This is a genomic window from Roseobacter insulae, assembly GCF_019375555.1.
Lineage (GTDB): Bacteria > Pseudomonadota > Alphaproteobacteria > Rhodobacterales > Rhodobacteraceae > Roseobacter > Roseobacter insulae.
On sequence record NZ_JAHXDN010000007.1, the window covers coordinates 44,894 to 68,097 of the forward strand.

31 protein-coding genes are annotated in these 23,204 nt (G+C 59.6%); 15 read left to right on the forward strand and 16 right to left on the reverse strand.

Translation table 11 applies throughout. The features are described 5' to 3' along the window. Positions 1-36: 36 nt before the first annotated feature. Positions 37-1,317 (forward strand): polyhydroxyalkanoate depolymerase, encoded by a 1,281-nt coding sequence (gene phaZ / locus KX928_RS21015; RefSeq protein ID WP_219506648.1) that lies wholly within the window; start codon positions 37-39, stop codon positions 1,315-1,317. Positions 1,318-1,324: 7 nt separating this feature from the next. Here phaZ and KX928_RS21020 read toward each other — a convergent pair whose 3' ends face one another. The 6 genes from KX928_RS21020 to KX928_RS21045 all read right to left on the reverse strand — a co-directional run bounded on the left by KX928_RS21020 (position 1,325) and on the right by KX928_RS21045 (position 6,066). After that, complete coding sequence (locus tag KX928_RS21020; RefSeq protein WP_219506650.1) at positions 1,325-2,035, reverse strand: alpha/beta fold hydrolase; 711 nt, start codon at positions 2,033-2,035, stop codon at positions 1,325-1,327. 131 nt (positions 2,036-2,166) lie between these two features. Continuing rightward, entirely contained in the window at positions 2,167-2,898 is a 732-nt protein-coding gene (locus tag KX928_RS21025) for a substrate-binding periplasmic protein (RefSeq protein ID WP_219506652.1), read from the reverse strand. 80 nt (positions 2,899-2,978) lie between these two features. After that, the gene (locus KX928_RS21030) at positions 2,979-4,085 is read right to left on the reverse strand and encodes a transporter substrate-binding domain-containing protein (protein WP_219506654.1); all 1,107 of its coding nucleotides are present in this window, start codon (positions 4,083-4,085) and stop codon (positions 2,979-2,981) included. A 152-nt stretch (positions 4,086-4,237) separates the two neighbouring features. Then, positions 4,238-4,852 (reverse strand): hypothetical protein, encoded by a 615-nt coding sequence (locus tag KX928_RS21035; RefSeq protein WP_219506925.1) that lies wholly within the window; start codon positions 4,850-4,852, stop codon positions 4,238-4,240. A gap of 17 nt (positions 4,853-4,869) precedes the next feature. After that, positions 4,870-5,304: a VOC family protein gene (locus KX928_RS21040; protein WP_219506655.1), complete on the reverse strand. Its 435-nt coding sequence runs from the start codon at positions 5,302-5,304 to the stop codon at positions 4,870-4,872. A gap of 9 nt (positions 5,305-5,313) precedes the next feature. After that, positions 5,314-6,066: an alpha/beta fold hydrolase gene (locus tag KX928_RS21045; protein WP_219506657.1), complete on the reverse strand. Its 753-nt coding sequence runs from the start codon at positions 6,064-6,066 to the stop codon at positions 5,314-5,316. 119 nt (positions 6,067-6,185) lie between these two features. Here KX928_RS21045 and KX928_RS21050 point away from each other — a divergent pair, with 119 nt between their 5' ends. Beyond that, a complete protein-coding gene (locus tag KX928_RS21050; RefSeq protein ID WP_219506660.1) occupies positions 6,186-6,944 on the forward strand; it encodes an ArsR/SmtB family transcription factor in 759 nt (252 codons plus the stop codon). A 3-nt stretch (positions 6,945-6,947) separates the two neighbouring features. Further along, the gene (locus KX928_RS21055) at positions 6,948-7,364 is read left to right on the forward strand and encodes an MAPEG family protein (protein ID WP_219506662.1); all 417 of its coding nucleotides are present in this window, start codon (positions 6,948-6,950) and stop codon (positions 7,362-7,364) included. 25 nt (positions 7,365-7,389) lie between these two features. Here KX928_RS21055 and KX928_RS21060 read toward each other — a convergent pair whose 3' ends face one another. Continuing rightward, positions 7,390-7,635 (reverse strand): hypothetical protein, encoded by a 246-nt coding sequence (locus KX928_RS21060; protein ID WP_219506664.1) that lies wholly within the window; start codon positions 7,633-7,635, stop codon positions 7,390-7,392. A 193-nt stretch (positions 7,636-7,828) separates the two neighbouring features. Here KX928_RS21060 and thrS point away from each other — a divergent pair, with 193 nt between their 5' ends. The 5 genes from thrS to KX928_RS21085 all read left to right on the forward strand — a co-directional run bounded on the left by thrS (position 7,829) and on the right by KX928_RS21085 (position 12,554). Continuing rightward, positions 7,829-9,787, forward strand: a complete 1,959-nt coding sequence (thrS, locus tag KX928_RS21065; RefSeq protein ID WP_219506666.1) for a threonine--tRNA ligase — start codon at positions 7,829-7,831, stop codon at positions 9,785-9,787. Positions 9,788-9,992: 205 nt separating this feature from the next. After that, positions 9,993-10,295 (forward strand): BufA1 family periplasmic bufferin-type metallophore, encoded by a 303-nt coding sequence (locus KX928_RS21070; RefSeq protein WP_219506668.1) that lies wholly within the window; start codon positions 9,993-9,995, stop codon positions 10,293-10,295. A gap of 88 nt (positions 10,296-10,383) precedes the next feature. After that, on the forward strand, positions 10,384-11,238 hold the full coding sequence (gene bufB / locus KX928_RS21075; protein ID WP_219506670.1) for an MNIO family bufferin maturase: 855 nt from the start codon (positions 10,384-10,386) through the stop codon (positions 11,236-11,238). After that, positions 11,235-11,990: an HvfC/BufC N-terminal domain-containing protein gene (locus KX928_RS21080; RefSeq protein WP_219506672.1), complete on the forward strand. Its 756-nt coding sequence runs from the start codon at positions 11,235-11,237 to the stop codon at positions 11,988-11,990. The genes bufB and KX928_RS21080 overlap by 4 nt, the downstream gene beginning before the upstream one ends. Continuing rightward, positions 11,991-12,554: a DoxX family protein gene (locus KX928_RS21085; RefSeq protein ID WP_219506673.1), complete on the forward strand. Its 564-nt coding sequence runs from the start codon at positions 11,991-11,993 to the stop codon at positions 12,552-12,554. On the opposite strand, the gene KX928_RS21090 is transcribed toward KX928_RS21085, so the two are convergent. Continuing rightward, the gene (locus tag KX928_RS21090; protein ID WP_219506675.1) at positions 12,540-12,857 is read right to left on the reverse strand and encodes an arsenate reductase family protein; all 318 of its coding nucleotides are present in this window, start codon (positions 12,855-12,857) and stop codon (positions 12,540-12,542) included. The genes KX928_RS21085 and KX928_RS21090 overlap by 15 nt on opposite strands. A gap of 186 nt (positions 12,858-13,043) precedes the next feature. Here KX928_RS21090 and KX928_RS21095 point away from each other — a divergent pair, with 186 nt between their 5' ends. After that, complete coding sequence (locus KX928_RS21095; RefSeq protein ID WP_195820234.1) at positions 13,044-13,250, forward strand: cold-shock protein; 207 nt, start codon at positions 13,044-13,046, stop codon at positions 13,248-13,250. Positions 13,251-13,365: 115 nt separating this feature from the next. After that, a complete protein-coding gene (locus tag KX928_RS21100; RefSeq protein WP_219506685.1) occupies positions 13,366-13,611 on the forward strand; it encodes a hypothetical protein in 246 nt (81 codons plus the stop codon). Here the strand turns inward: KX928_RS21100 and KX928_RS24155 are convergent. The 5 genes from KX928_RS24155 to thyX all read right to left on the reverse strand — a co-directional run bounded on the left by KX928_RS24155 (position 13,608) and on the right by thyX (position 17,921). Continuing rightward, on the reverse strand, positions 13,608-13,790 hold the full coding sequence (locus KX928_RS24155) for a hypothetical protein (RefSeq protein WP_257884011.1): 183 nt from the start codon (positions 13,788-13,790) through the stop codon (positions 13,608-13,610). The genes KX928_RS21100 and KX928_RS24155 overlap by 4 nt on opposite strands. 167 nt (positions 13,791-13,957) lie before the next feature. Beyond that, a complete protein-coding gene (locus KX928_RS21110) occupies positions 13,958-15,142 on the reverse strand; it encodes a cytochrome P450 (RefSeq protein WP_219506689.1) in 1,185 nt (394 codons plus the stop codon). A gap of 244 nt (positions 15,143-15,386) precedes the next feature. Further along, a complete protein-coding gene (locus tag KX928_RS21115; RefSeq protein ID WP_219506691.1) occupies positions 15,387-15,713 on the reverse strand; it encodes a TraR/DksA family transcriptional regulator in 327 nt (108 codons plus the stop codon). Between the two features lie 369 nt (positions 15,714-16,082). Beyond that, positions 16,083-16,997: a DUF4238 domain-containing protein gene (locus KX928_RS21120; protein WP_219506693.1), complete on the reverse strand. Its 915-nt coding sequence runs from the start codon at positions 16,995-16,997 to the stop codon at positions 16,083-16,085. Between the two features lie 9 nt (positions 16,998-17,006). Beyond that, entirely contained in the window at positions 17,007-17,921 is a 915-nt protein-coding gene (gene thyX, locus KX928_RS21125; RefSeq protein ID WP_219506695.1) for an FAD-dependent thymidylate synthase, read from the reverse strand. 186 nt (positions 17,922-18,107) lie between these two features. Here thyX and KX928_RS21130 point away from each other — a divergent pair, with 186 nt between their 5' ends. The 3 genes from KX928_RS21130 to KX928_RS21140 are packed head-to-tail and all read left to right on the forward strand — an operon-like array spanning position 18,108 to position 19,975. Continuing rightward, the gene (locus KX928_RS21130; RefSeq protein ID WP_219506697.1) at positions 18,108-18,536 is read left to right on the forward strand and encodes a VOC family protein; all 429 of its coding nucleotides are present in this window, start codon (positions 18,108-18,110) and stop codon (positions 18,534-18,536) included. A gap of 10 nt (positions 18,537-18,546) precedes the next feature. After that, the gene (locus tag KX928_RS21135) at positions 18,547-19,257 is read left to right on the forward strand and encodes a DUF1194 domain-containing protein (protein ID WP_308342422.1); all 711 of its coding nucleotides are present in this window, start codon (positions 18,547-18,549) and stop codon (positions 19,255-19,257) included. Positions 19,258-19,261: 4 nt separating this feature from the next. After that, a complete protein-coding gene (locus KX928_RS21140) occupies positions 19,262-19,975 on the forward strand; it encodes a DUF1194 domain-containing protein (RefSeq protein WP_219506699.1) in 714 nt (237 codons plus the stop codon). On the opposite strand, the gene KX928_RS21145 is transcribed toward KX928_RS21140, so the two are convergent. From KX928_RS21145 to KX928_RS21155, 3 genes are all read right to left on the reverse strand, one after another. Further along, a complete protein-coding gene (locus KX928_RS21145; protein WP_219506701.1) occupies positions 19,969-20,481 on the reverse strand; it encodes a MarR family winged helix-turn-helix transcriptional regulator in 513 nt (170 codons plus the stop codon). The two genes, KX928_RS21140 and KX928_RS21145, sit on opposite strands and share 7 nt — an antisense overlap. Positions 20,482-20,575: 94 nt before the next feature. After that, positions 20,576-20,842, reverse strand: coding sequence for a succinate dehydrogenase assembly factor 2 (locus KX928_RS21150; protein WP_219506703.1), 267 nt, complete (start codon positions 20,840-20,842; stop codon positions 20,576-20,578). Further along, complete coding sequence (locus KX928_RS21155; RefSeq protein ID WP_219506704.1) at positions 20,826-21,233, reverse strand: helix-turn-helix domain-containing protein; 408 nt, start codon at positions 21,231-21,233, stop codon at positions 20,826-20,828. The genes KX928_RS21150 and KX928_RS21155 overlap by 17 nt, the downstream gene beginning before the upstream one ends. Positions 21,234-21,321: 88 nt before the next feature. Between KX928_RS21155 and KX928_RS21160 the strand changes: the two genes are divergently transcribed. Both KX928_RS21160 and KX928_RS21165 read left to right on the forward strand, forming a co-directional pair. After that, positions 21,322-22,524, forward strand: coding sequence for a pyridoxal phosphate-dependent aminotransferase (locus KX928_RS21160; protein WP_219506705.1), 1,203 nt, complete (start codon positions 21,322-21,324; stop codon positions 22,522-22,524). Positions 22,525-22,539: 15 nt separating this feature from the next. Beyond that, the gene (locus tag KX928_RS21165) at positions 22,540-22,947 is read left to right on the forward strand and encodes a hypothetical protein (RefSeq protein ID WP_219506706.1); all 408 of its coding nucleotides are present in this window, start codon (positions 22,540-22,542) and stop codon (positions 22,945-22,947) included. Positions 22,948-23,204 lie beyond the last annotated feature (257 nt).

Sequence of the window (23,204 nt, forward strand, 5' to 3'; positions counted from 1 at the left end):
GTACCGGTGCGCCCGGATTGTAACAAGGAGACCCCTATGCGCTATATGGCAACATACGACCTGATGGAGACCATTCGCAACACGAACCAATGGCTCGGCGCAACGGCGCTCGCCATGGGAGCATACCCCGCTTTCTCCATGATTCCAAACCCGGCGTTTGCCTGGATGCAGGCCTGGGGCGAGGTCACGGAGCGGACTTTTCAGCGCATGATCGTAAAGCCGGACTGGAACATTCCGGCTGTGCCATCAAGCGACGGACAAGATCACGTCGTCAGCACCGAGATCGTCATCGAGCGCAATTTCGGCGATCTGCTGCATTTCGTGGTGCCGGGACGCGACGTGCCCAAACGCAAAGTGCTGCTTGTCGCACCGATGTCCGGGCACTATTCGACGCTGCTGCGGTCCACGGTGATCAGCCTTTTGCCGGATGCGGATCTGTATATTACCGACTGGCACAATGCGCGCGACATTCCGGTCAGCGCCGGAAAATTCGATATCGAAGACTACACGCTTTATCTGGTGGATTTCATGCGCGCCCTGGGCCCGGACACCCACGTAATCGCTGTCTGTCAGCCGGCGCCGCTGACGCTGGCGGCGACCGCCTATCTGGCCGAGGAAGATCCAAAAGCCCAGCCACGCAGCCTGACGCTGATTGGCGGTCCGATTGATCCCAACGCAACCCCCACCGACGTGACGGATTTTGGCCACCGCGTCACAATGGGTCAGTTGGAAGAACTGATGATCCAGCGGGTGGGCTTCAAATACCCCGGCGTCGGGCGCATGGTCTATCCCGGACTGCTGCAGCTGTCTTCCTTCATCTCGATGAACGCAGAAACACACGCCAAGGCCTTCGGCGACCAGATCGGCCGGGTCGCGCGCGGTGAGGCCGCGGATCATGACAAACACAACCGGTTTTATGACGAGTATCTTGCCGTCATGGACATGACCGCTGAATTCTACCTCAGCACGGTGGAGCGCATTTTCAAAAACGGCGAGATCGCCAGCAACAGTTTCACCGTGGGCGGCAAGTTGGTTGATATCGGCAAAATCACGACTGTTGCTGTCAAGACGGTCGAAGGGTCAAAGGATGATATCTCCGCCCCCGGCCAGTGTATTGCCGCGCTGGACCTGTGCACTGGCCTGCCCGACAGCAAGAAAGCCAGCCATGTCGAAAGCGGCGCGGGGCACTACGGCATCTTTGCCGGGAAGAGCTGGCGCAGGAACATCCGGCCCCTGGTGCTGGAGTTCATCGATGCAAACAGCAGCAAGCCAGCCGGGAAACAGCGCAAACCCGCAAACAAGAACGCCGCGGCCTAGTCTCACCCTAGCGCAGCACCATCGGAAGCCCCATCCAGTCGCGCAGCGCCTGCGTTGTCTCGCGCGGTTGCTCCAGCGTTGGCAGATGTCCGGACTGCTCCATGACACGCAATGTCGCATAGGGGATGAGTTCAGACATGAATTCGTGGCGTTTGACCGGGCATAGCGCATCATGCGCACCACACAGGACCAGCGCCGGGATTTTGCACTTGCGCAGCGTGCTCTGCTGGTCGCGCCGGCGCTGGAGCGCGCGCGACTGTCGCACAAATACCTCAGGCCCTAAAGCCTCGGCCATGTCCATCACCAGGTCGAGCACGTCCCCTCGATGCGGACCCGGAGCAAGGTAATTCGGCTTCATCTCTTCGCGCATCACCTCCAGCATGCGCCCGGTTCGCGCAGCAACGATTTGGGGTTCACGCGCGGCGGCCACCTGCGGCGTTTCAGCGAGCGGATTTGTGTCCATCAGCGCAATGCGTGAAACCCGGTCCGGCGCGCGGCGCAATATCTCCATCGCCACGATCCCGCCCATGCTCAACCCCGCAAGCGCAAACCGGGCGGGCAATTGGTCAAGCAATGCCGACGCGATCTCCTCGACCCGTTCGCCCTGCGTAATCGGGGCCGCCATGACGGCCATCTCGGCAGACAGTTCCGCGATCTGCGGACCAAACAAGCGCGCGTCACACATCATGCCCGGCAAAAGAACCAAGGGTTCAGGCATCGCGGCGATCTCCGGTGTCCTGACGGAAAAATCTGTCCACTCTCTGCCCCGCTGCAACCATGACCCGCGCAGCATCATTACCCGCAATACGCGTATCCACAAGGTCTGGAACACGTACAGTCGGGCGAAACTCAGCCTTTCAACTGCTCCCAGTAGTACGCAAGATGGCGAGACACGATTTCCGCATAGGCCTCCGATTGTTTCAACCGGGCGAGACCGGCATTGAAACGGTACAGCAACGACGTCGCACGCCAGTGCGTTTTGGAAATGATCACATGCAGCGACTGGGTTGAAACCGGTCTGGGCAACGGGACTACGGCTTCCGTCAGCTGCGCCTTGAACATCTGCTGAACGCCGAGGAATTCATTCACAGTGACCGCGTCCACCTCGCCGGCCATCAGCAGATTAAAACAGGCCTCGGGCGTGTCGGGCTGCACCAGTTTGACCACATCGCGCGTCAGCCACCCGCGGCCGGGTCGGTCCAGATCATGCGTGAAATAGCCAGATGGGCGGCACAGGGTACGCCCCTCGATGTCGGCATCCTGCGTGAAGGGAAACTCGTTATCCGCCCGCACGAACATTAAAATCACCAGCTCGACCACCGGGTCTGAGAAATGGAAGTCGACACAGCGCGCATCGTCCTGCTGATAGGTCGCGCAATCTGGCCGGTACCACGGAAAACCCATGTCGTAGGATTTGTCCCTGATCGCGTCCAGATGCGTCGCCCAGTCATCACGCCATCTAATCCGGTAGCGCTCGGGTTCCGGGCTTTCCGCCATCGCCGCCGCCACCAGTTCCGTGACCATCCCCTGTTGCGGCCAGTCGATCTGTGTGAAAGGGGGATAATTCGAACCGGTGAGCATGCTTACGTCGGCGCGCGCGCTCCCTGCTGACCCAGCCAAAAGCGCGCAAAGCGCAATGATGCCGCTCCTGTTCATCGGTTTCATAACCCGGACCAGACTTTTTTCAGATGCCGATCAACAATCTGCTGATAGTCACCGGACCGGCGAATTGCCCGAAGACCGCGATTGACCGCCGCTATTGCACTGTCGGCGTTCGGGTTTTGTCTGGAGGCTATGGCATGCAGCGTCACGATACCGAGAGGCGCGTTCGCCAGACCCTCAACCTGATCTGAGAGGCCCATCCGTTCAACAGCAAGGCGACCAGTAAATTCATTCATCACAACCGCGTCCACACCACCACCTGCAAGAAGATCGAAACAGCTCTCAACCGTCGGCGCACGCACCAGGTCCACCGTGCCATCGCGCACCCAGTTCCTGTCACCCTCGTCCAGCATGAAAACCATACGCCCGGCAGGACGACATACGCGCCGGTCAATCATGTCGGCAGCACCGGTGAAGGGCACCGGGGCCGAAACCTGAACGAACATCAGCATGAGCATTTCGAACATCGGGTCAGAGAACAGAATGTCTTCGCACGCTATATGAACAGACAAGTCAGTACAGGGCGGACGGGGCCATGGAAACGACACATCCATAAGCCCATCGTTCAACAAGGGGTCAAAATGCGACCCCCAATCGTTGATCCGAAACGTCTCAAACCCGCTGACATCCGCACTTTCCCTCAATGCGGCGGCCATGACCTCGGTCAACATGCCGCCACCGGTCAGGCTGTGATCTGAAAACGGTTCTTGTCCATCGCCCGTGACAAGCCTGATCGGTGGTGGCGTGGCCGGGGTCGCCGGCTTGGTGGGCGTTTCTCCGTCCGCAATGACTGCTTCCTGCGCGACCGCCACCTCTTCCACCACGGCGGCTTCTGTTGTGGCAGGCTCTCTTTGCGGTGTTGCGGGGGGCGAGATTTCCGAGATCGCGTCGGTGCGTGGCAAACCGTCGATGCAACTTAATCGCAGATCCGTGCCGACCAGGATCGTATCCGGATCGTCCCCGATAACGGCCCTGTTCCACGCGTGAAGGGCGGTCCAGTGTCCGGCGTCCTTGTAGATCCGCAAGGCAATCAGCGACAGGCTGTCACCCGGCGCGACCCGGTAGCTACCGCCGCATGACTTTGCAAATACGCTGCCGCCGCTCATGCAGAATGCAAATATAAAAAATACGATCAATCGGCCCATCAATCATCCCCCAAGATGACGCTATCGGACACCATGACCAAGTCTTCTCGATGGTCAACGGTCAATCAACATATTGTGTGTAACTTTCCATTTATCCACAATGTGCTCTAGTTTTACGGGAAATTGATGCCCCGAAACGGTGGAAAATCCGCGTAACGCGCCTGCCGAGCCCCCAGCGGCTCTGAAGGCTCGGTACCGCGCCGCAACAACATGCCCCGCGGAGCAATGTAGCTGGAGATCGTTCGCTGGGCGACGGGTCGCCACACCAGGTTGAAGGCCGCCAGCTTGGGGAAAAACCACAGGTCGGAATAGGGAAGGTGATCGTGAATCCACCACGCCAGATCCCGCCAGTCGCGCCCGTTTTCGTATCTGTCCGTGAACCAGGGTATCGCAAGGGATGTACCTGCAATCGCCGCGTCCCCGTCATCACGATCCCAGATGTGACATTCGATCGGATTATCGTTCGATGCGCAGTTCAGCCTGTTGACGTTGCCATAGCCATTGAGCGTCGGGGAACGGTATCCTGACCGGATTGCGAGGCGGCCGAAGGTTTCCTCCAACGGGTCCAGAAGTTTTGTACAGAGCATCCGACCGTTTCTGATGGCAAGATCGGGATCCGGCGGCACGTTCGGGATGCCGTGGATATTGCTGATCTCGGAGTAGAGAAAATCCCGCATGTAAAAGTGTCTGGACAGGCGTACCCGGCCCAGAGTTTCCAGACTCCACATGCTTTTGGGACTGCGCATCAGCCCTCTCCATAACCGGTCCAGCGAAACGCACCATCCGCGCGCAGCGGTGAAAACGGATTGTAAGCAATTTCCCAGATATGGCCTTCGGGATCGGCAAAATACGCATGATGCCCTCCCCAGAACACATCCTGCGCCGGTTTGAGAATTTTGGCGCCGGCCGCTTCCGCCTTTGCCACCAGCGGTGCGACCTCTTCCTTGGTGCGCAGGTTGTGCGCGAACGTGCACGCACCGTAGCCAAGGGACGACAGGGGCACACCGATATCCTCCGCCAGCTTGTCCAGCGGGTAAAGCCCAAGTGTCTGACAGATCAGATCATAGGCAATCACCGCGTCCGGCGTGTCGATACGCTGCCACCCAAGAGCATCATAGAAACCGGCCAAAGCGTCCATGTCCTTTGCACCCAAAGTGATCAGACTTACCCGTTGTTCCATGTTCTTCTCCTATTCAACCAATGCCAGAACCTCACTGACAGCGTCTTCGATGATACCCAGGCAGGGACCATCCGAAAAACGATGATCCGCGTCTTTGACGAGCATCAGGCGCATATCAGGACAGCTGGCATGGTGTAAAAGCTGCAAGGCGGTCTCAGTACTGACCGCAGTATCTGCGGTCCCCTGCAGGCACCGGACCGGAAAAGCCAGATCCAGTTGTGACTGCAAGACGAGCTGGTTACGCCCGTCTTCGATCATCCGCCACGTGATGATGTACGGGTCCATGTAGTCCGAGGGAAGGGCGATACGCCCCTCCGATTGCAGCTTCAATTTCTGTTCGTCGGAGAAGCTGTTCCAATAGCCGTTTTCGGTAAAATCCGGGGCCGCGGCGATTGTAACCATGCCGATGATGCGTTCTGGCCGTCGCTTGGCAAGAAGTAATGCCTGCCATCCGCCCATGGAGGACCCGACCGGCAGCACAGGTCCCTCGGTCAGCGCGTCGATGATCGCCACGGTGTCCTGTGACCAATCCCCAATTGACCCGTCCTCGAATCGTTCCGACGACTGGCCGTGGCCTGAATAGTCGAACCGAAGGAAGGCACGGCCCTCGGCCCGCGCCCACGCCTCCAGATGCAGGGCTTTCGTGCCTTCCATGTCTGATTTCAACCCGCCCAGGAAAACGATCCAGGGGCCGCGACCGGGCGTCAGGTGATAGGCCAGCCGACGCCCGTCCGGGCCATCGTGAAAACGCGGTGTGGTCATGGGTGCTCCCTTATTTGCGGGATCATGCGCGCAAGCCGATCTGCGCTGCAATCCCCACATCGAAATTTTTATAGGTTACCATATTGTCACGTGACTATTTAATCACCTATAAGGATTTCATGGATTCGATTTTCAAAGCTCTTGCTGACCCGGCCCGCCGCACGCTTCTTGACAGCCTGCGTGCGAAACCAGGCCAGAGCCTGCAGGACCTGCAGGGCCAGCTGGATATGACGCGCTTTGGTGTCATGAAGCATCTGGGCGTTCTGGAAGAGGCGAAGCTGATCGTGACCCACAAGAAAGGCCGGTTCAAGTACCACTACCTCAACGCGCTTCCGCTTCAGGAAGCGATAGATCGCTGGGTGGAGCCGTTGCTTCAACAACCGGCGGCACGAGCGGTGCTTAATCTGAAATCACAACTTGAAGGAACACCGAAGATGACCAAACCAGATTTCATGATGCAGACCTTTATTCACTGCACGCAGGATGCGCTGTGGCATGCGTTGACGGACCCGGAGGCAAACGCCGCCTACAACTTCGTCTCAAGCACATGCACGCGGGAAGGCAACGCGCTGATCTTCAGAACGCCTGATGACAACCTGATGCTGATCTGCACCGAAACGAAACTGACACCGAAAACGCGCATTGAAAGCACGTTCGAACCGCATTGGGCGGGGCCGGATGTGCCGCTCGAAACATCGCGTTTCGTCTATATTATCGACCCGCAGGGCGACAACTGCCTGCTGACCCTGGAACACTACGACGTGCCCGCCGGACAGGAAGGCGTGGCCGACGGATGGCACCGGACGCTGGCAGGGCTGAAGACATGGCTGGAAACCGGTCAGGCCGTCAAGTTCGCGCCGCTAGAGGCGGAGGCTTGAGCGATGGAGGCCGGAACTCTTTCAACCGAGCTGGGCATTGTCATCATGCTGTCCGTTCTCGCGGCATCGCTGTGGATTCCGTACATCGTGGGTGTGAACATTCACCCCCAGGAAGGCGTTGATGATTTTGCGCGCCCGCCCCCGCTCACGGGATTTCCCGACTGGGTGCACCGCGCGCACCGTGCGCACCTCAACCTGCTCGAACAGTTACTGCCATTCGCGCTGCTCGTGCTGGTCGTGGATCGCCTTGGCGGCTACTCGGCACTCACCTTCTGGACCGCCATCGCATTCTTCTGGCTCCGCGTTGCCCATGCGCTCGGCATGATCTCAGGCGTCGCAAGGTTCCCGCTGCGCCCGATGATCTTTGTCGGTGGCTGGCTGTGTTGCCTGATCATGGCGTACGCGGCTTATGCGGCGTAGGCCGATGTAACCCGTCCCGGTGGGGTCAGCCGCTCACGTAGGGTGAAGCCCCGGGACGATAGAAAATCTTCTGATTGTGCAAACGACCGAGCAATTCCTCGTTTTCACGCTGGTCAGCTTCGATCACCGTCACCGATTGCAGATCGGCCGGGTTTTCATCCGACAAGGCACGCCGCATCTTGCACAATTCACGTCCGCGCGCGCGCAGTGCTTCTTCGATCAGATCGACATCATGAATACTCAACTCGAACGTCTTGTTATAACGCGGCATGTATTTCCCCCGGTGAGCAAAAATCTGGCTTGGCTTATGTCGGATTTAACACGTGAAATGTCGCAGTCAACGTATTCTTCGGTATACATCTTGCACGGCAAGCTTGACTGTCGCGAGGGCAGCCTTCATTAGATCGCGCATCAACCCGCAACCGGGCGTCTCGTAGGCGCCAAACCGACGAGGAGCGCCCAGGATGGCCCCAAAAGACAATGTGATCTCTCTCACTTTTCCCGATGGTAACGCGCGCGAATACGAGGCTGGTGTAACCGCTGGCGATGTCGCGGCAAGCATATCGACCTCGCTGCGCAAGAAGGCAATCAGTGCAACCGTGAACGGCATGCACTTTGATCTCGCCTGGCCGATTGATGCGGATGCCAGCATTGCCATTCACACCATGCAGGATGAAGAACAGGCCAACGAACTGGTGCGGCACGATCTGGCCCACATCATGGCCCGTGCGGTGCAGGAAATCTGGCCGGATACGCAGGTCACCATCGGCCCGGTGATCAAGGACGGCTGGTATTATGACTTCGACCGCGAAGATCCTTTCACCCCGGAAGACCTCGGCCTGATCGAAAAGAAGATGAAAGAGATCATCAACAAGCGCGACCCGGTCCGGACAGAGGTCTGGGATCGCGCGCGCGCGATCAAGCACTACACGGACAACAACGAGCCCTACAAGGTCGAGCTGATCGACGCCATTCCCGGCGACGAGCCGCTGCGCATGTACTGGCACGGCGACTGGCAGGACCTTTGCCGGGGGCCGCACCTGCAGCACACAGGGCAGGTGCCCGGCGATGCGTTCAAACTGATGTCGATTGCGGGGGCCTACTGGCGCGGCGACAGCGACCGCGCGATGCTGCAACGCATCTACGGCGTGGCCTTCACCGGCAAGGAAAAGCTGCGCGCGCATCTCAACATGCTGGAGGAAGCCGCCAAGCGCGATCATCGCAAGTTGGGCCGCGAGATGGATCTCTTCCACATGCAGGAGGAAGCGCCCGGCCAGGTTTTCTGGCATGCGAACGGCTGGTCGATCTACACCACCTTGCAGGATTACATGCGCCGCAAACAGCGCGCCGCGGGCTATCAGGAGGTGAACACCCCGCAGGTCGTGGACCGCAAGCTGTGGGAAGCCTCGGGCCATTGGGACAAGTACCAGGAGCATATGTTCATCGTCGAAGTGGACGAAGAGCACGCCCGTGAAAAGGCGATCAACGCGCTGAAACCAATGAACTGCCCCTGCCATGTCCAGATTTTCAACCAGGGTCTGAAATCCTACCGCGACCTGCCGCTTCGAATGGCTGAATTCGGATCTTGCAACCGGTACGAACCCTCCGGCGCGTTGCACGGCATCATGCGGGTGCGCGGTTTTACCCAGGACGATGGGCATATTTTCTGCCGCGAGGACCAGATCGAGGCGGAATGCGCGGCCTTCATCACCTACCTGTCCTCCGTCTACAAGGACCTCGGGTTCGACAGTTTCGAAATCATGTTCGCGACCCGGCCCGAAAAGCGTGTGGGATCCGAGGAAAGCTGGGATCACGTCGAAGCCGCGCTCGAAAACGCTATCAAGGCAACTGGCCATCCCTATACGCTGGACGCGGGCGAAGGCGCATTCTACGGCCCCAAACTCGACTTCAAACTGACCGACGCCATTGGCCGGGAATGGCAATGTGGCACCTTTCAGGTCGATCCCAACCTGCCGGAACGATTGGACGCTACCTTCATTGGCGAGGATGGCGCAAAGCACCGTCCCTATATGCTGCATCGGGCCTGCCTGGGATCGTTCGAGCGGTTTATCGGTATCCTGATCGAAAACTCGGCCGGCAAACTGCCATTCTGGCTCGCCCCGCGACAGGTCGTGGTCGCGTCGATCATTTCCGACGCGGACGACTACGTGCACGAGGTCGTCGACAAACTACGTGCTGCGGGCGTGCGAGCGGAGGCCGATGTGCGAAACGAAAAGATCAACTACAAGGTCCGGGAGCACTCAGTAGGCAAGGTGCCGGTCATCCTTGCGGTTGGCGCGCGGGAAGTCGACGAACGCACCGTCACCGTGCGGCGGCTTGGCGAAAAGCAGACGAGCGTTCAGCCGCTTGATGCCATAACAACTGCGTTAGGCACCGAAGCCACACCGCCGGATCTGTTGTAATATAATGTTGGTTCGCGCGCCGGTTTGTGGGTGCGGACCGCCATTTGTGTTACAGTCCGGCGCAAATGGACACGATTTTTGCGCTTGGACACAACAAGCTCTAACAGCTATGTGACACACAGGCTCGTGAGTGGCATGTTAGATGTGCAAAAGATAATTTTGCCCTATATCTGGCCGCAATGGTCCGTAACAAGGGAATGAAATCATGTCGAATACAATGAAGACTGTCGCCATCGCAGGAGCCGTCGCCGCGGCCATGGCGTCGCAAGTCACCACCGCTCAGGGCGCAGCCAAGGAAAAATGCTATGGCGTGTCCGTGGCAGGGGCAAATGATTGCGCAGCAGGTCCTGGCACAACATGCGCTGGCACCTCGGTTGTTGACTACCAGGGCAACGCGTGGACACTGGTCGACGCAGGCACGTGCACGGACATCGAACTGCCGAACATGGCAGATGGCACACCGCGCCAGGGTTCGCTGGAAGAGCTGGACCGCGATCTGCCGGCCTGATCCGGAAACGCTGCCGTCAGGCGTGTCGCGTGTGCCTGACCTCTCAAAGCAGGTCCACACTGGCGTTGACTAAGACTGGAGGGTTTGAATGCTAGATAATTCCCGACGCATCGACCGCCTGCCGAACAACGCCGGAGTGGGCTACAAACCTCAGCATTTTGACGATCTGCGCGCCGATCCGGGCCCGGTGAAGTGGATCGAGATTCATGCCGAGAACTACATGGGCGCAGGCGGCCGACCGCTTGCCCAGATGCGGGTTCTGTCCGAACGGTTTGCCGTATCCGTGCATGGTGTCGGGCTCAGCATCGGGGGTGAAACGCCGCTTGATCCGGATCATCTGGCGCGACTGAAGCACCTCGTCGAATGGCTCAACCCGGCCAGCTTTTCGGAGCATCTGGCATGGTCTACCCACGACGGGCAGTTCCTGAATGACCTGCTGCCCCTCCCCTACACCAACGAGACGCTTGCACAGGTTGCCAACCATATCGATCAGGTGCAAACGACCCTCAACCGCCAGATGTTGCTGGAAAACCCGTCAAGTTATCTGTCCTTTGCCCAAAGCACCTGGTCGGAAACCGGCTTTCTCAACGAACTGGTGAGGCGCACCGGCTGCGGGCTGCTGCTGGACGTGAACAACGTTTTCGTTTCGGCCACGAACCTTGGCCTGTCGGCTGACGGCTACATCGACGCCTTTCCGCTTCATGCGGTCGGCGAAATCCATGTGGGCGGACATGACGAGGATACCGACGATCACGGCGCCCCCTTGCTGATCGACAGCCATGGCAAACCGGTGGACGATCCGGTGTGGGCCTTGCTCGACAAGACATTGGCCAAAACCGGGCTCAGACCTGTCTTGGTCGAGTGGGACAATGACGTCCCCGACTGGACAACCTTGCGCAGCGAGGCTGATCGTGCGGCGCAGGCGCTCGCACTAGTGGCATGAACCCCGTGCAACGCAGATTTCGCGAGGCCCTGCTTGATGCGGAGCGCGCGGTACCGCCAGATCTTCAGGATGGCGCGGGCGCGCCTGCGGGCCGCCGCTTTTCAGTCTATCGCAACAATGTCGTTGTCTCCCTGACACAGGCCCTGCATGATGCGTTTCCCCTGACCCGCAAGCTGATCGGGGCGCAAAGCTTCGATGCGCTTGCCGCGCACTTCGTGCGCAAACATCCTCCGACGTCACCTTTGATGATGTATTACGGCGATGCCCTGCCCGAATTCCTCGGCAGCTTCGAGCCGCTGACGCATATCGGCTATCTGCCTGACTGCGCGCGCCTCGATATCGCGATGCGCCGCTCCTACCATGCGGCGGATACGCCAGCTGTCGACCCGTCCGCGTTTCAATGCGCACCGGAAACGCTTATTGCCCTGCGCCTCGCGTTGACACCTGCCGCCATCATTCTGCGGTCTGCGTGGCCGGTGTTTGACATCTGGCGCATGAACTCCGCGGAGGGCGGAGCAAAACCCCGCGTGATGGCGCAAGACGTTCTGATCGCTCGGCCGGACTTCGACCCGGCGCCCTACCTGCTCCCTCCCGGGGCGGCGGATTGGCTGGAAGCACTTGATGCGGGCCGCTCATTTCGCGACGCTCATGATCACGCCCTGCAAACCACTCCGAAATTCGATCTTGCACAGGCCCTGACCATCGCGTTGCAATCGGGTGCCCTGACAGACTCCAAAACAAAGGACAGATAAATGAGTTCATTCTTTTCTGCGGTATCAGATCGTTTATCTCGCGCGGACTGGCTGGTACCGACCCTCGCGCGCCTCGTTTTCGCGGGCACGTTGCTCACCTATTTTTGGGTGTCCGGTCTGACGAAACTGGGCGAGGGTTTCGCGGGCCTTTTCCAACCCTCTGTCGGGGCATATGCTCAGATTTTCCCCAAGGCGATGGAAGCCGTGACCTATGACACGTCGCAGCTGTCACAATGGCACTGGGCTGTTGCGGTGGCCGGGACCTGGGCCGAATTCATCCTGCCGGCCCTGATCGTCATCGGGCTGTTTACCCGGTTTGCCGCACTTGGCATGGTCGGCTTCATCGTGGTTCAATCGCTGACCGATCTCTACGGCCACGGCGGGTTGGAGCACAAGGAAACATTCGGCGCATGGTTCGACCGCTTTTCAGATAGCCTGATCATGGATCAACGCAGTTTCTGGGTGTTCGTGCTGCTGGTTCTGGTGATCAAGGGCGCGGGCCCGATCTCGCTGGACGCAGCGCTGCGCCGCAACACGCCCGCTGTCCAATCAAACCACGCCTAAGGCTTCCTGCACGGGCTTTGTCCATCCCAGATGCATGTCCCGGTCACTGACGATCAAGGGGCGTTTCATCAGGGTTGGATGCGCCTTCAGCAGCACGATGGGATCTTGCGCACGCGTCGCGTCGTCCAGACCGCGCCAGGTTGTCGACCGGGTGTTGACCAGCGCATCGCCAAATGCCCCAAGGGCTTTTTTCAGCACGTCCTCCGGCACCCCTTCGGATCGCACATCGACCAGCTTAGCCTCCGGCAGCGCCTTGAGGGCCTTGCGGCAGGTGTCGCAGTTCTTGAGTCCAAATAATTGCATATTTTGCCTGCTTTTATGCCAATAAACGCCGAATTGACCGAGATTTTCGCCGTTTAGCTTGATTTTTACATCGAATGATCAATCTCTTAAAGTGTGATTGGTCATTTTATTGCGTTTCCGATCGCAAGAACAAGCTGTCCCGGAATCGCTGGGGCGGTAAGTAGTACAAAAGGAGGCACGGGACTAATGCCAAATGGCACCGTGAAATGGTTCAATACCACCAAAGGCTATGGCTTCATCGCCCCGGAGGGCGGTGGCTCTGATGTGTTCGTTCACATTTCGGCGGTCGAAAGATCTGGCCTGACGGGTCTGGCTGATGATCAGAAAGTCAGCTTTGAGTTATCAGAAGGACGTGATGGCCGGCAGATGGCCAGCGATCTGAAGTTGCTCTGACATATCCCACTGACAATGAATGATTTGCGGGCGGTCTCTGATCGGCCGTATTGCGCTGTCAGTTAACGCTATTTTTCAGATGTTGCGGTAGGTTTCTTCGCTGAAGCGAGGACCCATGCCCGAATTTCTCACCGTGCTGGCGCTCTATTATGCGTGCGCCACGACAGCGACCACCCTGCCCATGAGCCATGCAGACGTCATGGCCTGCATGGATCACTACGAGGCTGTCAAAACGCACTTCGCGCCAGAGGGTGAACCTACGGGGCCGCAAAGATCCCGGACAGCCTATCTCAATTTCAAAGACTGGGAGCAGGCCAATCAGGACCTTGTCGACAGCCTGCGACCCCTCCGCCGTAACTAGGCTGGATCATCGGGGTCGAACTCGGTCCAATGCTCCCCCATGGCCACGATGCACGATGTCCCGGACGCGTAGCGCACAACCATGGTCCAGTCCCCCTGCGGATCGGTCCAGACTTCCATCACCTGCTCGCGGCCGCGCAGTCCGCTGGCCTGCATCTCGCTGCCATACTGTCGTTCCATCCGTGTCTGCATATCCGCAGAGGGGCTACACACCACCTCCCCAATCGGAGAAGCGGCCCACGCCGGGGATGCCAGACAGGCGCATGCGATTAAGAAACGGCGGCTCATCCTTTATTGTAACAGTTTCATGACGCCCTGTGGATAAAATTCGTCGCCCACAAGGAACTTTATGAGGTCAGCCGGGCGGTGAGCGCGGCGTATCCCCTGAAGCGGATACGCCCTCCCAGTTGCCGATCTGTGATGTCGTAGTTTGGATACCGGGCAAGAAAGCGTTGCAGCGCAATCCGCCCCTCCATACGGGCAAGCGTCAGGCCGACACAGACATGTGGACCGCCGGCAAATGCAAGATGTCGGTTTGGGTGGCGGGTGATATCAAACACTGTCGGATGGTCAAACACGTCCGGATCACGGTTCGCGGCCCCGATGCACAGATGCAGGTTTGTCCCCGCGGGGATACGGTACCCGCCCAGCACCGTGTCCCGGGCCGTTTCACGGTTGCCAAACTGGTTGGGAGAGCGAAAGCGCAGGACCTCCTCAACCGCGCTGTCGATGAGCGCAGCGTCTCCCCGCAAAAGCGCCTTCTGATCCGGGTGATCGTGCAGCAGCGCAAGCCCGTTTCCGATCAGGTTGGTCGTCGTCTCATGCCCCGCGTTCAGGATGAAGATACAGTTATGAATAAGCTCGGTTTCCGACAGGTTCCCCCGGTCGTCCCCCTGGATCAGACGGGTCAGGACATCGGTTTCAGGGTCACCGGGACACCGCCGACGTTGCGCAATAAGGCCCTGTAAGTATTGTCTGAATTCCGTTACGGCCTGATGCCCGCGGGCCAGTTGCGTATCGGTCAGCGTGGGTTCCAGCGCGCCCAGTATGGCCAGCGACCAGTCCCGCAGCGGGCCACGCTCCGCCATCGGGACATCAAGCAGGTTGCCGATGACCTGAATGGGAATGGTCGCGGCGAAATCCTCAATGAGGTCCGGTGCCCGCGACATCCCTGCCAACAGCTCATCCACGGTTGCCACCAGCCCCGGTTCCATCCGCTTCAGCGCCTTCGGTGTCAGTGCCGAGGTCATGATCCGCCGCACCCGCGTGTGCAGCGGCGGATCGTTGAAAACGAGGCTGGTGGTGTGATGCTCAAAAAGCGGAGACCCCGCCCCGAACTTCGGCGCAAAGGCCGCTTTCTTGTCTGATTTATAGAGGCTTACGTCCCGGTAGATCGCACTTAGGTCCGCATGACGCGCCAACAGATATGACCCGTCCGGCTGCGGGCAGACCGGCGCTTTGCGCACCAAGTCATCATAGTGGGGAAACGGGTTTTCAACAAAGTCGGCAGGTGGATTGGCAAGGTCAAACATGCGCGCAGTGTGCGGTTGGCTTTGTAACTGTCAAACCCTTTACGAAGCGTACGCGCAACGGGGCGGCGGCAGAATCCGTACCGGCCCATGACGGGCCGAAGAAGTCGGGAAAGACCGGCAGATCCGGCCGGTGATAGGCGTGCACAGCCTGTGCACCGCCCGTGCACCGGACGTGCACCGGACGTGCGGCAGAAGGCGGCCCAATCCCGCGCGCGGCGGACTTTGTTACTGAAACCTTGCGGCATCATCCGCCGCGCGTGCACTCAAGGCAGCGGGCGATGGCGGGGTCAGCGGCGAGCCGTGCCGGCGCGATCTCCTCCCCACAATCGGTGCAATAACCGTAGTCGCCCGCGTCCAGCCGTACGAGGGCCGCGGCAATCTTCTGCCGCTCCACCTGCCGTCGCCGCGCCTGCGCCTGCGCCATGGCCTGGTTCTGCAGGGCATCCATGCGCGACAGCCGCCCTACTGCCTGCTGATCGAGTGTGACGGTTTTCTGGCCATCGAGGCCAGCGGCATCTTCGGCATCAAGGGATTTCAGACGATCGTTCAGGGCGGTGCGCGGGTCGGTCATTGTGCGAGCTTAGCCTGATTGGGCGGCGGCTCAAGACCCGCGTCCCGCAACTGTGTGGCGTGACGATTGGTTCCGTTGATACGGTGGAGGGTGCGTTGCAGGGGCAACCGGAGCGCCGCAGGCGCAGATAAAGGAGAGTAGGCTGGGCGGCAGCCCGGCATTCCTTGGGATTACTTTTATTTGAAGAGGTCACGGTGGCGATGGGCGGAGCCCCGGCACAGGCGCTTTTGAAACCAGCGATGCGGTTTGTGCTACGCGGCGCCCGAACCGAGGGGCGGGATTGAGCAAAGCGCCCGCCCCGTGGGGGCGGTTCGGGCGCTGCCCACGCTTTGCGTGGGCATGTTTAACTTGCTACCATCTAGCTTTCTGCTAGTGGATCAAAGACCTCAGAAGCCTCTCCGAATGAGATGCAATCTGGGTCGAGTTGGCCACACCAAATAGATTCACTTTTCGGAGATGATCTCGTGGTTCAGGCGCGATAATTGGAATTTTTTTGTAAGGATCTTGCAGAAGGACCAGCGCCCGCTTTGGTGAAATTGGGATCCAAATCTCCATGTTTGGGTTAGACAAGCCACTCGGGCCTCCGTTTCCGATCCTGTAGGCTCCCATGCTGGGAAGAATGAAGGAGTGTTTTCCGTAGCTTTCGGCGAAGCGCAAATCCAAGAGCTTCAACGCTTGCATGACTTTTTTAGTTGGAGAGGCTTGCCCTTTTACCCGAATGGTCCTGCCCACTTTTCGGACATGTCCTTCATCATTTAACTCCGCTTCAACGGTTGCGATTTCCGCAGCTGATAGTTTGGCGGATTTGGCATCCGCAAGAGTCCCTTCCAGCAGTTCTTTCCCAATTTCGTAGTCGTCATACTTCTTCGCGAACTCGGGCGTTCTAACAAGAAGATGATAGGCAACTTTCTGTATGCTGCCCAAAGCATCACCGCTCACCAGAGGCATCTTCTTTTTATCAAGGGTAGAGTGGATTTCTTCCAGAAACTTACCTAGGAAATCATCGATTACAGCGTAGAACTCTCTCTCAATCCGGTCTGAAAGCTTGCCATCTTCAAAGACGGTATAGTAGTCGCGTTCCTTAAAAGTGGAGGATGTATTTCGTAACTCTGGAGCGCTGAAAACTCCATTCGGCTGGCGTTCAGAATACCAAATCTGACCCGCCTCATTCAGAAAGTACTTTTGAAGCGCCATGGGAAGAAAGTGATGTATTTTGGCTCGCTTCTGCCCCAATTGCTTACTCCATGGTGTCGGGCCACGCCCCCCGGCGTGGCCGTTTTTCACTTGAAACGCTTACGCGGGGTCGTTCAAAATGCCCTGAAACTCCCGCCATTCGCCTTTACTCATCCCGGAGGTCTCCTGCGTGACCTCCTCTCCGGCGAGCATCTTCTTGATGCACTCCAGCGCGCGGCCGGACATCGTCGCCCCGCCCAGGCGGTAGTCCTCGAAGGCGCCGTAGGCGGCGGGCACCCAGTCGGCGACCATGGCGCAGATGGCCTCGGCATAGACGCGGATTTCATATTGGGCGTGGGCATCGGCGCGCAGGCGCAGGAAGTGGAAAAGGTTGTGCAAATCCACCTTCCAGTACCATTGGGTGTAGACATTGGCGGGCAGGTTCATGCGGGCAAGCTCGCGCGCCAGACCGTCCTGACCGTCCTGGCTGATCATCGCCTCGTAATTGTCATAGCAGCGGCTGCTGTCGGCTTTCAGGATGTCGAGCACGCGGGCGGCCTCACCGCCTTCCAGCACGCCGCCGCGGCCCTGGTTGTTGACCACGGATTGCGCGTTGATGTGTTCGGGCGCGGGGATGTAGAATTCGCGGTCCAGAATGGAGTAGCGGGCGGAGTATTCGTTGACGTTGGCGGTGCGGTGCCTGATCCACTGGCGGGCGACGAAGACGGGCAGTTTCACGTGCAGCTTGATCTCGCACATCTCGAAGGGGGTGGAGTGCCAGTGGCGCATGAGGTAGCGGATCAGCCCTTCATCGTTCTGCACGGATTTGGTACCGCGGCCGTAAGAGACGCGGGCGGCCTGACAGATGGCGGCATCATCGCCCATATAGTCGATGACGCGGACAAAGCCGTGGTCGAGCACGGGCGCTGCCTTGTAGAGGTGCTGTTCCATGCCGGGGGCGACGCTGCGCAGGGTCGGCGTCGGGGTGCTGCGTTGTTCGTCGATTTCGGCCTGTTGTTCAGCGCTCAGCGGCATGGGCGTGGTCCTTTTCGGGTGTGAGTCGGCTTAGACTATATCTGGCAGCGCGTGTTGGCGGAACAGCTATATACTGTATTGCGGAAATGTTCCGACGCCGCATCACAAGTGTCTGATCGTGCTGGCATCTGGGGCGGAGCATGTTAGATTTAGCGGTAACGAAACACGGAAAACTGGAGGGTCGAGATGAGCCTGAAATACCTGCACACGATGGTCCGGGTGAAAGACCTTGATGCGTCGATCGCGTTTTACAAGCTGCTGGGCCTGGAAGAGACCCGGCGGATGGACAGCGAGGGGGGCCGGTTCACACTGGTGTTCCTCGCACCGCCCGGGCAGGAGGAATGCCCGGTGGAGCTGACCTACAATTGGGACGGGGACGACGGGTTGCCGAGCGACAGCCGCCATTTCGGACATCTGGCCTACCGGGTCGGGAACATCTACGAGGTCTGCCAACACCTGATGGACAACGGCGTGACCATCAACCGCCCGCCGCGCGACGGGCATATGGCCTTCGTCCGCTCGCCAGACAATATCTCCATCGAGCTGCTGCAGGAGGGCGACAACCTGGCACCGGCAGAACCCTGGGCCAGCATGGCAAACACGGGCCACTGGTGATCCTGCATTGGTGATCCGCGCAGGCATCCTCGGGCTCACGCTGTGTGCGGGCGCCGCAGAGGCGGCGGACTGTCGGCTCGCCCTGTTGCTGGCGCTGGATGTGTCAAGCTCGGTCGATGCGGCGGAGGACAGGTTGCAACGGGGCGGCCTGGTGGCTGCCCTGACGGCGCCCGAGGTCCGCGCGGCGTTTTTTGCCGTCGAGCAGCCGGTGGCGCTGGCAGTATTCGAATGGTCGGGCCGGTACAATCAGGAGGTGCTGCTGGACTGGACCCTGATCGACGGACCCGAGGCCTTGCTTCTGGCCGCAGAAACCCTTGCCGCCAGCCGCCGCAGCCACAATGATTTCCCGACGGCCATGGGCTACGCGCTGGGGTATGGCGCGGGGATGCTGAAAAACGGCCCGCCCTGCCTGTACAAAACCCTCGACATGGCAGGGGACGGCCAGAACAACGAAGGGTTTGGACCGCTCGCCGCATATGCCGAATTTCCGTTTGCCGGCGTCACCGTCAACGGGTTGGTCATCAACGGTGCGGATTACGAGGCGGAAACCGGCCTGATCGCCTTTTACAAAAGCCAGGTGCTGCATGGCCCCGGCGCTTTTATCGAAATCGCGCAGGGGTTCGAGGATTACGAGCGGGCGATGCGGCGCAAACTGGAGCGGGAGCTGACGCCGCCGGTGATCGGGCTGGGCCAGGAGACTTCCCGGCCCCCGAAAGGGTGATGTGATGCGGGCCGCGTTGATCAGCATGACCGTCTGGAGTGTTCTCGCTCAGCCCGCGGATGCCGCCTGCCGGCAGGCGCTGGCGCTGGCGCTGGATGTCTCCGGCTCGGTCGATCTGCGCGAATACCGTCTGCAACTCGATGGGCTTGTCACGGCGCTCAATCACCCCGATGTGGTGAACGCCCTGCTGGCCACGCCCACCGCGCCCGTGACCCTGATGGTCTATGAATGGAGCGGGCCTGCCGACCAGATGATCCTGATCCCGTGGACCGCGGTGACCGGCCCGCAGGTTCTGGACGATATCAGCGCCACGCTTGCGGGGACGCAGCGGCGCAATGCCACGCCCGGCACGGCGCTGGGTGTCGCCATGAGCCTCGGGGCGCGCTATCTCGATCAGCAGCAAGGCTGCTGGAAACGGACACTCGACATATCGGGGGACGGGCAATCGAACCTCGGCCCACGGCCCCGCGATGTAAAGGAAAGCATTGCCAGGAAGGGGATCACGATCAACGGCCTTGTCATCGGGTCGGATGCCCCCGACATCGGGGACCGCAGGCAATCTGAAATCGGGGAGTTGTCGTCCTATTTTCGGGCCGAAGTCATTACCGGGCCCGATGCCTTCGTGCAAACGGCCATCGGTTTCGAGGCCTATGCAGAGGCCATGACCGCCAAGCTGAAAAGAGAGCTCGACGGTCTGGCGATCAGTGTGCTTCAGTAGATGTAGCGGATCTGGTCGGACCAGTACCGCTCCATCCGTTTGAGAGATCGGGTGATGTCATCGATCCCGTCCGGACCCAGTACACCCTTGTCTTCCAGACCGTCCGCGTGACGCGAGAACAACTCCGACACGACCGCGCGGATTTTCTGCCCCTTGTCGGTCAGCTTCACCCGCACCGAGCGGCGGTCAATCTCGCAGCGCTGGTGGTGCATGTAGCCCATATCCACCAGTTTCTTGAGATTGTAGCTGACATTGCTGCCCTGATAGTAGCCGCGGCTTTTCAACTCGCCCGCGGTGACCTCGTTGTCGCCGATGTTGAAGAGCAAGAGCGCCTGCACGGCATTGATCTCCAGGACCCCGACCCGCTCGAACTCGTCCTTGATCACGTCGAGAAGCAACCGGTGCAAACGTTCCACCAGCGACAGCGCTTCGAGGTAGTTCGTCATGAATGCCTGCGTCCGGCTGGCCTGCGGCAGGTTTGTGGGGATTTGATCTTGTATGCTCATCTACGCGCTCCGACTCATTCTAATTTGGTCAGAATTTGCGCGGGAAAAGCCAATAATTCGTTAAAAGTACCGAAACAATGCGCACGGTGCCCGGTCAGGCATGCGCTTCGGGCAACTGCGCGATGATCCGGCCCATCAGGTCGACGTAGACGTCGGGCACCTCTGTTTGACCGCTCACCCACTGGTAGAGATCGTGATCATTCTCGCTCAGCATGGCGTCGTAGAGGTCCAGCCCGGCGTCATCCATCGCGTCGAGATTGGCCTCGGCGAAACGTTGCAGGATCAGGTCCATTTCCTTGATCCCGCGCCGCATCGACCGCATTTTCAATCGCTTGATGCGATGGTCACGCGGCTCGTTCATGGTTTTCGTCTTTCAGGGCGGTGCGCAACTTCTTCTCCAGCCGGCCGAGTTGTTCGACCCGGGCGATCATGTCGGTGCGCAGGTCGCGCAGCTCGTTCAGGATGTCGGTTGCCGAGGCAGGCAGGCTGGCCTCTTCCATCGGCGCATCGAGGCCTTCGCCCTGCCCGTTGATCAGCCACATCATCGACACGTTCAACAACCCGGCCATGATCGACAGACGGTTGGCGCGCGGCTCGCTCAGATCGTCTTCCCACGCCCTGAGGGTGGCCACGCGCACGCCGAGGCGCCGCGCCAGTTCGGGCTGGGTCATATCCGCCATTTCGCGCGCGGCGGCAACGCGGTCGCCGAAAGTTGCTGTCTCCGGGCCGTACCAGTTATTGATGTCGTGCATGCGGTGATCTCCTTTGCGATGATCGCGCTTGAATGGTGGCGAACTGCCCCCTATGAGTCGGCCTTAGTCCTATCAAACAGAGGCCAGAATGGAATTCCTGTCTACGACACTTGCCCGCGTCAAACCGTCCCCCACCATCGCCGTGACGACAAAGGCGGCCGAACTGAAGGCCGCGGGACGCGACGTGATTGGTCTCGGCGCCGGTGAGCCGGATTTCGACACCCCGCAGAACATCAAGGATGCCGCGGTTGCAGCCATTGCCTCCGGTAAGACTAAATACACTGCCGTGGACGGAATTCCAGAGCTGAAACAGGCTATTTGCGATAAGTTCGAACGGGACAACGGGCTGCGTTACACCCCGTCGCAGGTCAGTGTGGGCACAGGTGGTAAACAAATCCTTTACAACGCCCTGATGGCGACACTGAACGAGGGCGACGAAGTGGTGATCCCCGCGCCTTACTGGGTGAGCTATCCCGACATGGTGCTGCTGGCCGGTGGTACGCCGGTTGTGGCCGAAGCGTCTTTGCAGACCGGGTTCAAGCTGACAGCCGACCAGCTGGAAGCGGCGATTACCGACAAAACCAAGTGGCTGATCTTCAATTCGCCGTCGAATCCGACCGGCGCGGGCTACACCCGGGATGAGCTGAAACAGCTGACCGACGTGCTGATGCGGCACCCCCATGTGTGGGTCATGACCGACGATATGTATGAGCATCTGGTTTATGATGATTTCACATTCTGCACGCCCGCGCAGGTGGAGCCCGGGCTCTATGACCGGACGCTGACGGTGAACGGCGTCAGCAAGGCCTATGCGATGACCGGCTGGCGCATCGGCTACGCGGCGGGACCGGAAGAGCTGATCAAGGCAATGCGCAAGGTACAGTCGCAAAGCACATCCAACCCCTGCAGTGTCAGCCAGTGGGCCGCTGTCGAGGCGCTCAATGGCACGCAGGACTTCATCGCGCCCAACAACGAGATGTTCAGCCGCCGCCGCGATCTGGTGGTGGAGATGCTGAACGCGGCAGAGGGCGTTCGCTGCCCGGTGCCCGACGGGGCCTTCTACGTCTACCCGTCGATCGCGGGCTGCATCGGCAAGACATCGACAGGCGGCACGCTGATCGAGGATGATGAAGCCTTTGCCACGGCCCTGCTGGAGGAAACCGGCGTGGCCGTGGTTTTCGGGGCGGCCTTCGGGCTTTCGCCGAACTTCCGGGTCAGCTACGCTACCTCGGATGAGGCCCTGAAAGAGGCCTGTACCCGTATCCAGACATTCTGTGCGGGGTTGACCTGAGCGAGGGGCGTTGGGATGGCGGCAGACCTGCCCGAGTATTACTTCCGGGTGCGCGAGAACGGCGCGGCGGTGTTCCGTGTGGACACCGAGAACCGGCAGCGGCGCATCGAAATGGACCAGATCGCGGTGCTGAACATCCGCAACGGCGACATCAAACCCCAGGGCGACCGGCAGCTGTCAGAGGAGGATCTGGAGGTGATCCGCCGCTGGATGGCGCAGCGCAGGGACCTGCTGGCCGCGCGCGACATGGATGACATCCACCGCGCGATCGACCACATGAACCTGACGACGCAATGGGCACAATCCCGCGCGACGGACACCCAGCTGGAAGACGTGACGGACGACCTGTTGCTGGCCATGCATGATCTGCGGTCAGTGCTTGTGCGCAAGAAAGCAGACCGTCTGACCCAGGGCGACAACTGACTGCCGTTTCACGCCCCGCCGGCGGACGCTTCGACCGAAGCCTGTAAATTTTTTCCGATCCCCTTGCCGCGCACGCGATGTCGGAAATCTGCCGCAGGGTTGCGGGATGATTTCAAAAAAACAATTTATTTTCAATCGGATAACTCAAAATCTGCACAGAGGCGCCTGCGCCGAAATCCCGACTTTAGGTTAAATTTGACAGGTTTCAACGTCGTGTTCAGGCAAGCGACCCTGCCCGCGTTAAGCGGTTGTTGAGT

Bases quoted from the DNA above. Each gene is read 5' to 3' on its own strand.
- phaZ (WP_219506648.1), top strand. From the start codon at position 37: ATGCGCTATATGGCAACATACGACCTGATGGAGACCATTCGCAACACG.
- KX928_RS21020 (WP_219506650.1), bottom strand. From the start codon at position 2,035: ATGCCTGAACCCTTGGTTCTTTTGCCGGGCATGATGTGTGACGCGCGC.
- KX928_RS21025 (WP_219506652.1), bottom strand. From the start codon at position 2,898: ATGCTCACCGGTTCGAATTATCCCCCTTTCACACAGATCGACTGGCCG.
- KX928_RS21030 (WP_219506654.1), bottom strand. From the start codon at position 4,085: ATGAGCGGCGGCAGCGTATTTGCAAAGTCATGCGGCGGTAGCTACCGG.
- KX928_RS21035 (WP_219506925.1), bottom strand. From the start codon at position 4,852: ATGTGGAGTCTGGAAACTCTGGGCCGGGTACGCCTGTCCAGACACTTT.
- KX928_RS21040 (WP_219506655.1), bottom strand. From the start codon at position 5,304: ATGGAACAACGGGTAAGTCTGATCACTTTGGGTGCAAAGGACATGGAC.
- KX928_RS21045 (WP_219506657.1), bottom strand. From the start codon at position 6,066: ATGACCACACCGCGTTTTCACGATGGCCCGGACGGGCGTCGGCTGGCC.
- KX928_RS21050 (WP_219506660.1), top strand. From the start codon at position 6,186: ATGGATTCGATTTTCAAAGCTCTTGCTGACCCGGCCCGCCGCACGCTT.
- KX928_RS21055 (WP_219506662.1), top strand. From the start codon at position 6,948: ATGGAGGCCGGAACTCTTTCAACCGAGCTGGGCATTGTCATCATGCTG.
- KX928_RS21060 (WP_219506664.1), bottom strand. From the start codon at position 7,635: ATGCCGCGTTATAACAAGACGTTCGAGTTGAGTATTCATGATGTCGAT.
- thrS (WP_219506666.1), top strand. From the start codon at position 7,829: ATGGCCCCAAAAGACAATGTGATCTCTCTCACTTTTCCCGATGGTAAC.
- KX928_RS21070 (WP_219506668.1), top strand. From the start codon at position 9,993: ATGTCGAATACAATGAAGACTGTCGCCATCGCAGGAGCCGTCGCCGCG.
- bufB (WP_219506670.1), top strand. From the start codon at position 10,384: ATGCTAGATAATTCCCGACGCATCGACCGCCTGCCGAACAACGCCGGA.
- KX928_RS21080 (WP_219506672.1), top strand. From the start codon at position 11,235: ATGAACCCCGTGCAACGCAGATTTCGCGAGGCCCTGCTTGATGCGGAG.
- KX928_RS21085 (WP_219506673.1), top strand. From the start codon at position 11,991: ATGAGTTCATTCTTTTCTGCGGTATCAGATCGTTTATCTCGCGCGGAC.
- KX928_RS21090 (WP_219506675.1), bottom strand. From the start codon at position 12,857: ATGCAATTATTTGGACTCAAGAACTGCGACACCTGCCGCAAGGCCCTC.
- KX928_RS21095 (WP_195820234.1), top strand. From the start codon at position 13,044: ATGCCAAATGGCACCGTGAAATGGTTCAATACCACCAAAGGCTATGGC.
- KX928_RS21100 (WP_219506685.1), top strand. From the start codon at position 13,366: ATGCCCGAATTTCTCACCGTGCTGGCGCTCTATTATGCGTGCGCCACG.
- KX928_RS24155 (WP_257884011.1), bottom strand. From the start codon at position 13,790: ATGGAACGACAGTATGGCAGCGAGATGCAGGCCAGCGGACTGCGCGGC.
- KX928_RS21110 (WP_219506689.1), bottom strand. From the start codon at position 15,142: ATGTTTGACCTTGCCAATCCACCTGCCGACTTTGTTGAAAACCCGTTT.
- KX928_RS21115 (WP_219506691.1), bottom strand. From the start codon at position 15,713: ATGACCGACCCGCGCACCGCCCTGAACGATCGTCTGAAATCCCTTGAT.
- thyX (WP_219506695.1), bottom strand. From the start codon at position 17,921: ATGCCGCTGAGCGCTGAACAACAGGCCGAAATCGACGAACAACGCAGC.
- KX928_RS21130 (WP_219506697.1), top strand. From the start codon at position 18,108: ATGAGCCTGAAATACCTGCACACGATGGTCCGGGTGAAAGACCTTGAT.
- KX928_RS21140 (WP_219506699.1), top strand. From the start codon at position 19,262: ATGCGGGCCGCGTTGATCAGCATGACCGTCTGGAGTGTTCTCGCTCAG.
- KX928_RS21145 (WP_219506701.1), bottom strand. From the start codon at position 20,481: ATGAGCATACAAGATCAAATCCCCACAAACCTGCCGCAGGCCAGCCGG.
- KX928_RS21150 (WP_219506703.1), bottom strand. From the start codon at position 20,842: ATGAACGAGCCGCGTGACCATCGCATCAAGCGATTGAAAATGCGGTCG.
- KX928_RS21155 (WP_219506704.1), bottom strand. From the start codon at position 21,233: ATGCACGACATCAATAACTGGTACGGCCCGGAGACAGCAACTTTCGGC.
- KX928_RS21160 (WP_219506705.1), top strand. From the start codon at position 21,322: ATGGAATTCCTGTCTACGACACTTGCCCGCGTCAAACCGTCCCCCACC.
- KX928_RS21165 (WP_219506706.1), top strand. From the start codon at position 22,540: ATGGCGGCAGACCTGCCCGAGTATTACTTCCGGGTGCGCGAGAACGGC.